Source organism: Roseateles sp. P5_E8 (assembly GCF_054177665.1).
The window spans coordinates 1-11523 of sequence record NZ_JBGCUM010000018.1; the positions used below are offsets into that span (position 1 = coordinate 1).

General features: G+C 65.0%; 17 protein-coding genes. 10 read left to right on the plus strand and 7 right to left on the minus strand.

Features of this window, described 5'->3' with window-relative positions; all coding sequences use genetic code 11:
• Positions 1–624, plus strand: a 624-nt coding sequence (locus ACXRVZ_RS12755; RefSeq protein ID WP_458232443.1) for a hypothetical protein, incomplete at its 5' end; no start/stop codon positions are given.
• Between the two features lie 335 nt (positions 625–959).
• On the opposite strand, the gene ACXRVZ_RS12760 is transcribed toward ACXRVZ_RS12755, so the two are convergent.
• Positions 960–1319 carry a hypothetical protein gene (locus tag ACXRVZ_RS12760; RefSeq protein WP_457425619.1) on the minus strand — a complete coding sequence of 120 codons (360 nt, stop codon included), beginning with the start codon at positions 1317–1319 and terminating at the stop codon, positions 960–962.
• 60 nt (positions 1320–1379) lie between these two features.
• Here ACXRVZ_RS12760 and ACXRVZ_RS12765 point away from each other — a divergent pair, with 60 nt between their 5' ends.
• Positions 1380–1616 (plus strand): hypothetical protein, encoded by a 237-nt coding sequence (locus ACXRVZ_RS12765; protein ID WP_457425621.1) that lies wholly within the window; start codon positions 1380–1382, stop codon positions 1614–1616.
• 4 nt (positions 1617–1620) lie between these two features.
• On the opposite strand, the gene ACXRVZ_RS12770 is transcribed toward ACXRVZ_RS12765, so the two are convergent.
• Positions 1621–2121 (minus strand): hypothetical protein, encoded by a 501-nt coding sequence (locus ACXRVZ_RS12770; protein ID WP_457425623.1) that lies wholly within the window; start codon positions 2119–2121, stop codon positions 1621–1623.
• A 117-nt stretch (positions 2122–2238) separates the two neighbouring features.
• Positions 2239–2571, minus strand: a complete 333-nt coding sequence (locus ACXRVZ_RS12775; protein ID WP_457425625.1) for a hypothetical protein — start codon at positions 2569–2571, stop codon at positions 2239–2241.
• A 201-nt stretch (positions 2572–2772) separates the two neighbouring features.
• On the opposite strand from ACXRVZ_RS12775, the gene ACXRVZ_RS12780 reads away from it, so the two are divergent.
• Positions 2773–3468, plus strand: coding sequence for a response regulator transcription factor (locus ACXRVZ_RS12780; protein WP_457425627.1), 696 nt, complete (start codon positions 2773–2775; stop codon positions 3466–3468).
• Positions 3469–3630: 162 nt separating this feature from the next.
• Here ACXRVZ_RS12780 and ACXRVZ_RS12785 read toward each other — a convergent pair whose 3' ends face one another.
• Both ACXRVZ_RS12785 and ACXRVZ_RS12790 read right to left on the minus strand, forming a co-directional pair.
• Positions 3631–4344, minus strand: coding sequence for an autoinducer binding domain-containing protein (locus ACXRVZ_RS12785; protein ID WP_457425629.1), 714 nt, complete (start codon positions 4342–4344; stop codon positions 3631–3633).
• Between the two features lie 32 nt (positions 4345–4376).
• On the minus strand, positions 4377–4799 hold the full coding sequence (locus ACXRVZ_RS12790) for a hypothetical protein (protein WP_457425631.1): 423 nt from the start codon (positions 4797–4799) through the stop codon (positions 4377–4379).
• A gap of 71 nt (positions 4800–4870) precedes the next feature.
• On the opposite strand from ACXRVZ_RS12790, the gene ACXRVZ_RS12795 reads away from it, so the two are divergent.
• Both ACXRVZ_RS12795 and ACXRVZ_RS12800 read left to right on the plus strand, forming a co-directional pair.
• Positions 4871–5140: a YdaS family helix-turn-helix protein gene (locus tag ACXRVZ_RS12795; RefSeq protein WP_457425633.1), complete on the plus strand. Its 270-nt coding sequence runs from the start codon at positions 4871–4873 to the stop codon at positions 5138–5140.
• 58 nt (positions 5141–5198) lie between these two features.
• Complete coding sequence (locus ACXRVZ_RS12800) at positions 5199–5465, plus strand: hypothetical protein (protein WP_457425635.1); 267 nt, start codon at positions 5199–5201, stop codon at positions 5463–5465.
• Here the strand turns inward: ACXRVZ_RS12800 and ACXRVZ_RS12805 are convergent.
• Both ACXRVZ_RS12805 and ACXRVZ_RS12810 read right to left on the minus strand, forming a co-directional pair.
• Complete coding sequence (locus ACXRVZ_RS12805) at positions 5437–5658, minus strand: hypothetical protein (RefSeq protein WP_457425637.1); 222 nt, start codon at positions 5656–5658, stop codon at positions 5437–5439. The two genes, ACXRVZ_RS12800 and ACXRVZ_RS12805, sit on opposite strands and share 29 nt — an antisense overlap.
• Positions 5659–5721: 63 nt before the next feature.
• Positions 5722–6285, minus strand: a complete 564-nt coding sequence (locus tag ACXRVZ_RS12810) for a hypothetical protein (protein WP_457425639.1) — start codon at positions 6283–6285, stop codon at positions 5722–5724.
• A gap of 78 nt (positions 6286–6363) precedes the next feature.
• On the opposite strand from ACXRVZ_RS12810, the gene ACXRVZ_RS12815 reads away from it, so the two are divergent.
• From ACXRVZ_RS12815 to ACXRVZ_RS12835, 5 genes are all read left to right on the plus strand, one after another.
• Complete coding sequence (locus ACXRVZ_RS12815) at positions 6364–6873, plus strand: phage regulatory CII family protein (protein ID WP_457425641.1); 510 nt, start codon at positions 6364–6366, stop codon at positions 6871–6873.
• On the plus strand, positions 6873–7178 hold the full coding sequence (locus tag ACXRVZ_RS12820) for a hypothetical protein (RefSeq protein ID WP_457425643.1): 306 nt from the start codon (positions 6873–6875) through the stop codon (positions 7176–7178). The genes ACXRVZ_RS12815 and ACXRVZ_RS12820 overlap by 1 nt, the downstream gene beginning before the upstream one ends.
• Positions 7179–7237: 59 nt before the next feature.
• On the plus strand, positions 7238–9865 hold the full coding sequence (locus ACXRVZ_RS12825; RefSeq protein WP_457425645.1) for a DUF5906 domain-containing protein: 2628 nt from the start codon (positions 7238–7240) through the stop codon (positions 9863–9865).
• Between the two features lie 276 nt (positions 9866–10141).
• Positions 10142–10546 (plus strand): hypothetical protein, encoded by a 405-nt coding sequence (locus tag ACXRVZ_RS12830; protein ID WP_458232444.1) that lies wholly within the window; start codon positions 10142–10144, stop codon positions 10544–10546.
• 211 nt (positions 10547–10757) lie between these two features.
• Positions 10758–11435, plus strand: a complete 678-nt coding sequence (locus ACXRVZ_RS12835; protein ID WP_457425649.1) for a hypothetical protein — start codon at positions 10758–10760, stop codon at positions 11433–11435.
• The last annotated feature ends 88 nt before the right edge of the window (positions 11436–11523 follow it).

Here is an 11523-nt window from a genome sequence, read left to right on the forward strand (position 1 = left end):
GAGCGTCGCTATGTCGAATCCCCCCCCGCGCGAAGAACGGCCTGTAGACCAGAAGTCCCCTCCAAAGCGCTTTCCGCCGGGACCTTTGCCGAAATGAACACGCCCGCTCAGGTGATCGAGACTCACAGTGCCAGTTCTCCTGCCGTCGTGCCGTCCGGGGCGCCGCGCACGATGCAAGAGGCGATCATGGAAGCGAGATACGGTTGCACGTTCCACTTGATGAATGAGCGCCTCTATGAGCGCACCGACTTCACCATTGGCGTGGCAACGCTCGCTGGTGGCAGCGCAGCCATCGCGGCGGCGCTGAAGAATCGGCCCGAATTTCTTGTTGTGGCGGCATGCGTGTTCGGCTCGCTGAGCATCGCAAGTCGCCTGTGGGGTGCGGGTCGCAAGGCGGAACGGCACCTTTTCGCGAGAAAGGCATACAGCCAACTTCTCGAGGATGCGCCGAGCAAGACCTTGGCTGAAGTGGACAAGGCGATTGCGAAGTTGGAGCGAGACAGCCCAGGCGGGTTTTCGGGGCTCGCGCAACCGGCCTACAACGCTGTGGTCATTGGGCAGAGCTATCCCCAATACGCTGAGCCCCTTTCCGCTTGGGAAAGGACGCTGAACATCATGGTGTGAGCGGGCCGTTTCGCAGTTCCCTACGGGGCTGGACGCGGTGCTCACTTGCACACCCCCACACATGCGGTGAAAACCAGCGCGGCAACGCCGCACAGCGCGATGAGGGTGGTCACCAGGGTGCGCTTCATTGCTGCGCCTCCGTGTAGTTGGCGAAGTAGGGCGGCCCTGGGGCTGGGTCGGGATGGGCAGGAAGACGAGGCGGCAGCAGGCCCAACACCAGTCGATGTCGAGCTTCAGGCGTTCGCACGCGGGGCACGCGCCCAGGTCCACGCAGCGCGGGCAGGAGCAGCCGTCGACGTGCCCGGCGATGGGGTCGATGGCGGAGACGTGCGTGGTCATGGCAGCACGGCCGGTTGCGCAGGCGCTGACGCTTGCGGGCCGGGCTCTTCAGCCAGCAGCAGCTCGAGCGGCAGGCCCTGGCTGGCGGATGTGTCGTCGTGCTCGTCCGGCGGCGGCTCCCCGGCCAGGCCGAGCAGCGCCACGAGCACGATCAAGCAAGCGAGCACGGCGAAGCGCGGCCAGCGGTCAAAGAAGGGCGCCAGCAGGTAGGCCGCCGGCGGACGGCCAATGGGCGGCAGGTTGGCGCCCAGCTTCGTGCAGGCCTCGGCCGGCATCGGCACACAGGGCAACCCATCAGCGGCAGACGAGTAGAACCCCGCGAAGGCGTCCAGCTCGCCAATCAGGGGTTGTCGCAACCGCGCACAAAAGGCGGCCGTGCTAGCGTGAAGCTCTACGTCAGCGGCTGGGAGGCGCGCATGCGATTCGCTCTGTTCTTGATCTTCCTCGTGGCATGCGCCATGGGCGCCGGCTACGGCTTGTTCGGCAACACCGCAGTGGCCAGCGTGCTGTGCGCCATCTGGTTGCTCATGGCGGTCGTCGCACTGGTCGGGCGCGGCGTCATCGACGCGCTGCGCGTGCGGGACGGCAGCTCGGAGCCACGCGGCGAGCCCGGGGACCGTGGCGGCGCCGTGATGCCCTCCTGGTTGAAGTGACCCTTTAAGCACGGCAGACCTCGGCGCGGAAGGCTTCGGCCGCGTACATGCGCTCGATGATCTCGAGCGTGCTGCGCAGGCGGTCTGCCGTGAGCGGTGGCACGAAGAGGTCAACGTCGGCGGCGCGCGCGTAGTGAATGCGCTCCGGGCCTACGCCCATGTCGCCTCCTGCGCCCGTCTCGAAGAGGCACAGGTCGCCCACGTCGTCGCCGGCTGCAAAGCTTGCGCTCGCCATGTCGTAGGCGCTCTCGCAGTTGTAGATGTAGCCCCGGTCCGCCCAGTCGGTGGTGTCGGTGCACCAGGCGCTGGCCAGCAACTGCTCAAGGTAGGCGTGGCGGTCGGCGTTCAGCGGCGCTTCGAAGAACACCTTGCGGTCGCGCAGCGGGCGGTCGCGCGAGGTGAGTGCGTCTGGCAGCGAGACGAAGGCCCGGTGCAGGCCGATCAGGCCCATGCCCAGGAAAAGGCGCTGGCGCGCCGCGGCGGTTGAACTGGTCTGCTGGCGCATGTGGCCTCCGGGCTGGGTACGGAGGCAATACTAGGCGCGCCTAGCTTTTGGGTCAATAGGCGTGCCTAGCTAAAATTCAGAATGCGTAAAAACACCGACGCGAAGAAGAGATCCCGATCAGCTGGCCAGGCTGCGCCTGAACTCGACCAGAGCCTCATTACGGGCTTCCGATTCGGTGCGGTCTCTGGCGATGCCCACGCCCTCGGCGATCTGGTCGACGCTGGCGCACGCAGCCTCCGCTAGTTCGGCGATGGACGTGAGCTGGGCTTCAGCGAGAGCCGGCGAGCTGTAAAACCGTGGGCTTCTCATCAGCACCTGTAGGGTCTGACTGAGCGCCGAGATGCGTTCGAATTCCTCGGCGGCGAAGGTGGCCATTGCGAGCACCGCGCCCTTGAGTTGCGTGGCTTGGGTTGCTGTTGCGCGCCCTGCCGCGCTGTCTTCTTTTGACACTTTTAACCTCTCCTGGCGCTACACCGGCCCAGGGCGGGGCGAAGGTGGCACCCCCTTGAAGCGATGGGGCTTGGCAGCCTCTTGTTCGCTTCTCTAGGGGGTTGCGGCTCGTACCATCAAGGTGCAGCGCTAGCGGCGAGTTTGACCGGGCCACGCCCCGCAAACAACCTGGAAGATTTTCGCGAGTAAACGGGGTAGTCGATGTTTTCGGACCACTACGAGGCGCTAACGACTGCCGCCTCTTTGGAGCAGTTCTCGCATGCCATGCAGGCCATCTGCGTCGAGGCCGGCGCCGAGCGCTTCATTGCGCTGAAGCTACGGGGCCTTGGACAGCGGGAGGTGGTGCAAGTCTTCCACAGTGGCGGCCCAAGGGTTGAAGAAATGCTCGGGCCGCCGAGGCATCTGGCTTTTGATCACCTCGTCGTGATGCTGTGCAACGCTCCGTTGCGATCGGTGTTTGTCGGCGCAGGCACTGAGCACGAGGTGAAGGTCGACGGTTATTCCCATGGTGCAGCTGCCCTTGCCCGCGATAAGCGTTTTGGCTGCCTGGTGCTGTTTGCCAGGCGGGCGCCGGCCATTGCGGACGCGGAGCGCATGCAGTTGTTGTCGTGCGCGTCATTGGCCGCTCAGCTGGCGCTCGCTGGTTTCGCCACCACTCCGCTCAAACCTTGCCCGATAAGCAGCAGAGAACTGAACTGCCTGCGCTACTTCGTCAACGGCTACGGCACGAAGGAGACGGCGCAAGCGCTTGGCATCAGTGCTCGCACCGTCGAGGGTCACTTCGACCGGGCCAGGCTGCGTTGTGGCGTCGACACGACCCTTGCGGCTGCGCTGATGGCCTTGAGCGAGGGCTGGCTTGAGCCCTCGGAGGTCAGGCGGCTTGAAGGCGCCGGTTGATTACTTGCTGCCGCCGTATGGGATGCCGAGGACTTCGTAGAACAGTTCGATCAGGGACATATTCACTCCAGTGGTGTTGTTGACAGGTCACTTCGACCTGTCCCCACTGTCGCCCTACTCGCGTAAATCTACTAGCTGGCAATCTGACCAGTTGTGGCGCTCCTACCCGTCGATCAAGCCGCCTTCGATGGCTCGCAGAACCGCCATCGGTGCAGAGGTCGCACCGAGCTTCGACAACATCCGGCGCGATGTTGCGCCGCGATTGGTGATGACAACCTTCCCGAGATGTAGCGAGATCGACTGAGCGTCGGCCGCCCAGCGCAACGCCTCGATGTCCTCGCGACTAACCGCGTTCAGGTCGACCACCGGCGCTGGCGTGTGAATTCGCGTCGCGGCGGCTTGAGCGTGCTGGGCGATGAGCCCGAGATGGGCGTGCAGCTTCAGGCGTTCGCCCTTGTTCGTGGTGATGGGGTCAGGGCTGTCGACACCGAAACAGAACATCTCGGCGTGGCTAAATTCGTGAATCGAGATGGCCATTCCATGCCGATAGCCGAAGGGCGATTGCAGCTCCCACAACTCGCCAGCGCCGGCCCGCACATAGAAATCCTGGTCGTAGACAAAGCAGCCCTGTTGACCCTGCATGGCGTTCAGCAGCGGGTCGCGGATGGCCAAATCCCGCGATTTGAAGACCTCATAGAAGCCGTCCGGCGGATTCCCGAAGCTCGCGCAAAGTCCACCTGATGACAGGCGGCCCCGAATAAGCGTGCCACCTGAGAGCCCGAAGCCCAAGTGCCTCACCGCGGCAACAAGGCGTCCCTGTAGTGTCTCCGCGTCGGGCGAGAGGCCGATGTCGAGGAGATCCTGATAGCCGAGCATTGCGGGACTTTAAAGCGACGGAAGCTGCCCGGCTACTTGAGCGCACTCAGCTGCGACACGACTTGCTCAAACGTTCGGTCACTGTCGGGTCCAAGTGCCAATCGCTTCAGTGCGTCGCCGACCTTCTCGTTCTTCGTGTCGTCGCCGGAAAGCAGCGCGTTGCGGATCACAAGCACCGCCTGCCGCACCGTCACCGGCTCCGCGCGCGGGGCTGGCGCGGCTTGCTTGGGGTTGTCCCGCCAGTTCGGTGAGCCGATGCCCGTCATCAGCCAATTCTGATCACAGCCGAACTCAGCGCTGAGCTTGCGGGCTGGCTCCGGCTTCATCGACTTTGTCACGCCATGGATCCAGTCCGACACGCTAGCGGTGGACACCCCGGATATACGCGAGATGTCGGCAGGCCGCGTCCCAGGGCGACGGGCGATCAAAGCGGCGATGCGGGCGGCTAACAGCATTAGGCGAGGCTATCGAAATTGTCGCTAGGCATGGCTTGCTGTAGCGCTAGGCATGCCTTACGATGATCAGCATGTCTACGTTGATCGACGAACTTGGCGGGCCGGCCTCAGTGGCCCGGATGTGTGGCATCAAGCCTCCGAGCGTCATCGGCTGGAACGGCCGGATACCGAAGGAGCGTTGCCCGGAGATCGAGCTTGGGACCTCGGCTCGCGTGCCCGTGGAGCGGCTGCGAACCGATGTGCGCTGGGTGCGTGTGGCGGACCCGCTGTGGCCGCACCCGGAGGGGCGCCCGTGCATCGACGTGATGGGCCCGACGCAGCAGGTGCGCCATGCCGCGTGAGCCATGGCACCCGCCGATGGTCGTTCCGTCAGTGCGTGGCACTGACGCCGAGAGCGTTATGGCAGAGATCCGGGACGAAGTGCGCATCGACGTGCAAGGGGTCAGCCGCAGCGACTTGGTGCGCCTACCGTTCTTCCCGGACGGGGTGCGCATCGTCATCGCCGTCGGCAATGACGGACTTATGTCGGTCAGCTCGACCGTCGCTGGACGCTTCGACTCGTCATACGCGCCGATGAGCGCCGGCCGACTGTTGCAGCGCGTGCTGCCGGAGCTGCTGCGTGAAGCGGCCGAGCGAACTAGTCGAGATCGTCCGGATCCATCGTGACTTCGTACAGCTCGTTGAACTCGAACTGGATGAGGTCCTCGCCGCCTCCACGGTTCTTGAGCCGATACAGGCTTAAGTTCCCGCCGCCAAAAAAGATGGGCGTGTCCTCGGGCATGTCTTTCATGAAAGCCATATGCGCGCGCAGCGCGCCCAGCGTGATGGTCTTCGGACCTCGGCGCTTCGGTTCGTTCATGGGTGCCCCCCTCGGGCTTGCGGTTGTGGTGACAGCAAGCGTATCCGAGGCGGGGCGCCCGCCTTACGGCAGCAGCGCTTGCAGCGCTTGCAGTGCGGCCGGGGCGTTTTGCCAGGCCAGCGCTATTAGCGATTTCGATGCATCTTTGAGGCCCTCGACACCGAGGTCCTGCAAGCCTTCCTTCAGTTTCTGCTTGAGCGACGGGTCGGCGTCCGATGCGTCGATACGAGCCTCGATCAACGCGCGCAGCGTGTCTGCTTCGAAGCGAACCGTGACCGTGCCGAGGATGGCGCTCAGACCGCCGTCTTCCTCGAGGAAGTCCATGCCACGAGCGGTGATGGTGGCCGTGTTGATCGCCAGCCCACCGAACAGTGGCTTCACCGTTTCCAACGACGCCAACCCATGTTCCTGGAGATACGCGAGGTTGCGGACTATCGCTTCGACGTCGCTGCTCTCGTCCAGCAACTGCGGCCCAAGGATGCGATCTGGGTATGCGTCGGCGAGACGGTTCAGCAGGGACCGCTGGAGTTCGCGGTCCAGCCGCTTCGAGCTTGAAGTCATTGCCGCCGTCCCTGGACTGATCGTTGGTGTCAGCCGCAGCGTATCCGAGGCAGTGCGCTCGCCCATTGAGTTGTCTTTCTCCCATGCCCGCAGTCTCGCGGCCGGGGTCATTTCAAACCATCACAACGTCACGAGGGAATTGCGATGAACGTCGCTGATGCCTGCTTCTCCACCGTCCACGACTACCCAGGTGGTGCCGAAGCCCTCGGCCCGCGCCTTGGCAAGCTCGGCACGTCGCTGAGCGCTGAGGTGCGCATGGTGCCGCCTGGCGGCGCGTTCTCGTCGGACCCCAAACGGTCGCAGGCGAAGCTTGGCGTGCTGGACGCGGTGCGCATCATGCAGATGACGGGTGACTACCGCGTGCTGTACGCGATGGCGGGTGAGCTTGGGCACTTCCCGCCGATGCCGATGCCCAACGATCTGGATGCAGGCATGCCGTGCATGCAGAACATGGGCGAGGTGTGCTGCGCGGTCGGCGTGCTGATGGAAGAGGTCGCCCGCGACACGGCGGACGGCAAGGTGACCAACCCCGAGTACGCCGCAGCGGTCCGGCAGGCCGGCGCGCTGGTGGCTGCGGTTCAGCGGCTGATGCGCCAGCTCGCCGCGATGAACGCCGAGCACCGGGTGGCTGAAGCCCCGGGTGCGGCGTCGTGATGGGTCGCGCCCTCGGTAGCTGGCCAGACGCACGCACGCTTCCGGAGAGACCGCCGCTGACGGACCACGACGCGACCGAGCGCTTGGGCGCCGAGGACATGGCGGCGCTGCATGCCGAGCAGCTGCTCAATGTGGCGAAGCTGGCCCATCAGCGCACCGCCGAGGCCGCGCTGGCCAGCGTGCCGGGCGTTTGCACGAACTGCGGCGGCGAGTGCCTGCCCCGGGCCGTGTATTGCGACGACGACTGCCGCGAGGACCATGAAGACCGAGTGCAAACGCTGCGGCGGCAGGGGCTGGCCCGGTGAGCGTTGTTGTCCTGTCTGCATCGGCGCTGCGGTCGGCGCTGGTATCGCGAGTTGATTCATTGCCCGAGGCGATGCGGGTGCGGCCTCACTGGCTGCTCTGGAAGCTGACGCCGCCACGGGTACCCGGCAGCAAGCAGGGCAAGCTGCCGTACTACGTGAACGGTGAGCCGCGCGGCTGGCCCAACGGGCAGCCGCGTGACGAGAGCGGCCGGATCATCTACACGAACGGCAAGGTGCTGCCAACGCCGGAGCACCCCAACGTCGCGCAGGGTGACGAACTGGACCGCGCAGCACTGGTGTCGTTTGACGTGGCCTTCGAGGCGTTCAAGCGCAAGCCGGCCTATGCGGGCATCGGCTTCGCTTTCCTGCCCGGTGATGGCCTGATCGGTGTTGACATTGACGGCGCTATCGACCCGGAGAGCGGCGAGATGTCGCAGCTGTGCCAAGACGTGATGGCGCTGTGCCCGAGCTTCACCGAGGTGAGCGTGTCGGGCACGGGCATTCACGTCATCCTGGCGGGCGAGGTCGAGGGCTTCAAGGATGACCCCATCGGCTTGGAGGTGTACTGCGGCCGGCAGTTCTTCACGTGCAGCGGCGCGGCGTGCGGCCCGGTGCCAGAAGTAGCCTCCGCTGATCCCGAGGCGTTGCAGACGATGCGCGAGTGGGTCGAGCAAAGCAAGGCGCAGCAGCAGGCCGAGAAGGATGCGGTGCGCGCAGCTGCTGCCCCGCCGTCGGCGCCGGCACCGCGCCCCGTTCCCCCGGCAGGTCAGTCGTCTGGGCCAGCCAGCGGCAAGGCGGACTTTCGCGCGGTGAACGATGCGGCGTTGCAGCACCTAGGCGCCTGGGTGACGACGCTGCTGCCTGCGGCTCGGCCCTACCGCAACGCCGCCGGCGGCGATGGCTACAGGGTCACCAGTCGCGACCTCGGGCGCGACCTCCAGGAAGACCTGGCCATCATGGCGACCGGCATCAACGACTTCGGCACCGAAGAGAAGCTGACGGCCGTCGACCTGGTGATGCGCGAGCGCGGCTGCACGGCGCGGGATGCATTGCACTGGTTGGCACCGCTAGTGGGTGTGACGCTGACGCCGCCGAAGCGCCAGAACGGCGCAGGCTCCGCCGGCGATGGCCGCAGGCCTGAACCTCCGGGCGAGGGCGCGCGACGCGTTGTTGAGGCTGCTGGCTCGCCCGCCGGCGGCGATGGCGACGGAGGGGAGGGCGCTGCTGAAAACGCCGACTCTCCCCCGCCCGAGGGTAGGGGCGGCGCCGCGCTGGTGAAGGCGAAGGGCAAGAAACAGAAGCCGGTGGACCCGGCGAAGCTGGACGCGCTGTTCACCGACTACGCCTATCAGTACGGGTCAGACATCGCGTGGTGCGTCAGCCGGCTCAAGCCGGTGAAGATCGGCAACCTGCGGCACACCTTCGGCAGCGATGCGGTGCGCGTGTGGATGGCGCACGACGACCGCCGCATGGTGGAGGAAGAGCACGTCGTGTTTGAGCCCGGCGTGGAGCTGGGGCCCGACTACATCAACCTGTATGCGGGCATGCCGCTGACACCGCTGGAAGGCAGCGTGGGGCCGATGCTGGAATTGCTCCAGTGGCTGTGCGCCACGTCGGAAGCGCCAGGCCTGGAGGCGAAGGACATTGCCGACTGGGTGCTGCGCTGGTGCGGGCTGCTGGTCCAGCAGCCTGGCGTGAAGATGAAGTCGGCGCTGGTGTTCCACGGGCCGCACGGGACGGGCAAAAACCTGTTCTTCGACGTGCTGCGCGACCTGTTCGGCGACTACGGCGTGATGGTGGGTCAGACCGAGATCGAGGACAAGTACAACACCTGGCTCTCGGGAAAGATGCTGATCATTGGCGACGAGGTGGTCAGCAGCGGCGAGATGTTCCACGCCAAGAATCGGCTGAAGTGGATCATCACGCAGACGACGAAGATCCCCATCCGTGCGATGCACATGGACACGCGCTGGGAGAGCAACCACGCGAACCTGATCTTCCTGTCGAACGAGGTGATGCCGCTGGCCCTGGAAGAGGGCGACCGGCGCTTCCTGGTGGTCTACACGCCGAACAAGGAACGCGGCGACCTGTATCAACGGGTGCGCGACTTCCTGGCCGACGACGGGGCGCGCAAGTGGCTGCACTTCTTGCAGAACATCCCACTGCAAGACTTTGACCCAGGCGACGTGCCGCCGCTGACGCGGGCCAAGCAGGACCTGATCGAGCTGGGCTACCGGGCGTCTGAACGCTTCGTGCATGAGTGGTTGGGCGGCTATGTGGACCTGCCGATGGTGGCGTGCAGCACTGAGCAGCTGTACCGCGTTTACCGGCTGTGGTGCGACCGCTCGGGAGAGCGCTTCGCTGACAACCGCTCTAAGTTCACGTCGACGGTGAAGGCGTTTGCATCCAAGCAGGTTGAGGTGGATGCCGAGGGCAAAGAGAAGCCGTCGCCGCTGACGCTGAAGGACTTCACTGGCCCGCACCCCGACGACCCCCTGCGGCGCAAGAGCTGGCGGATCTGGCTGCCTCGCGGCTGTGGGCCGAAGGAAGAGTGCGTCGGGCGGGGCCTGACGTGGGAGACGGAAGGCCACTGGGCGGCTGAGGTCGTGAAGGACTTCGGGAAGCACATGTACGCCTTCTCCGGTCGCAATCGCGGCGCTGACGACGACGGGGACGGTGCGCCGTGAGGCGTTGCAGCGGTTTCACCAGCCGTTGCGCGCTAAGTCCCTGTCGTTTCGCCGTTTCAGCTGTTTCACCTCACCCGCCTGTGTGCGCGTGTCGTGGTCCTCCCCTCATTCGTCGGCGCAGTGAATGGCTCCCGTGTGCCGAATTGCTGAAACGGCTGAAACCAAGCAACGACGGGGCTTAGAGCTGAAACAAGTAGTGAAACGAGAGAAACAAAAGAGAGGTTAGAGATGGGAAGGATTACGGGAACTTTGAGAGAAGCGAGCCAGCGGATCGACTTGTTTGCAATTGACGGTGCGGTTGAGGCGCCGCTGTTGAATTGGGGCCGCTGGGCTGCCCCCCGGTTTGGCGTCTCGCGCCGCACGCACTTCATGTTCCGTGGGGCGCAGTCCGGGTCGCGGGGCGAGATCCTCGGCATGAATGCACCGGTGGTGCCGCAGGCGCCCGTGGACGTCGATCAAGCCTGGGCAATGGAGAAGGTGATTTGCAGCACGACGTTCCTTCCGGTGTGGCGGCAGCTGCTGGTGGCTCACTACGCGCTGGGCTGCAACCCGACGGCGACGTGTCGCTCACTGTCGATTCGGCGTGACGACTATGACCATCAGATCCACGATGCGACGTATTACGCGCATGGCTGTTTGCACCAGAGCGCGCAGCCGCTGTCCATCGCAACGACGCGTTGACATTGCGATGGACATTCGTACCATTCGATCTCACAACTTATCCCTTACCTCTTCGGAGTGACAGCTGCCAATTGGCGGCTGCCGCACGGATGAGATTCAGAAACAAGCCCGCTAGGCCTCACGCCAGCGGGCTTTTTGCATTGGAGCGCGCGTGTTTCCCGGCATCTCAATTCAGCACAACTTTGACCAGCTCGTGCGCTGGGCAGGGGTCATGGCTGAAGACCAGGTGCCGTTTGCAACTGCGCTGACGCTGACACGCACGGGGCAGGACGTGAAGGCGGAGATTGACCGGCAGTTGCCTCAGGTCTTCGACAACCCCACGGCGTACACGCGGGCGGGCTTTCGCCTGTACCCGGCCAACAAGCGCAACCTGCGTGCGCTGGTGATTTTTCGGGAAGACGCCCGGCACTTCCTCAATGCGCAGGTCACAGGTGGCCAACGCAGCATGAAGGCGCTTGAGCGTGCGCTTCAGGCCACCAAGGCGCTGCCGCCCGGCATGATGGCCGTGCCTGCACAAGGCGCTCGCCTAGACCGCTACGGCAACGTGGACCGAGGTCAGATCGTGCAAGTGTTGTCGCAGCTGCGGATCACCATGACCGCAGGCTACTCGCGCAACATGAGCCACGATGCCCGTGCGTCCATCCGTGCACAGAAGCGCGCCGGTGGCCGCTTCTTCGTTGCACGCCCAGGGTCGGGCCTGCATGCCGGTGTCTACCAGCGTGAGCTGCTGGGCCGCAACATCACCCCGGTCTTCCTGTTCGTGCGCAGCGCCACCTACAAGGTGCGCCTGCCTGTGGATGAGATCGCACGTCGCGTCATCGACCTGCGCTTGCCCGGCAACTTCGCCTCGGCCTGGCAGCAGGCCCTCGCCACCGCCCGCCGGCCATGAGCATGCCTGCCCTCATGCACCACATCGATTCGCGCGGGTCCTCCCCCACCCCCCGCCCCCTGCGGGTAATTCGGGCCTCGTGCTTTCT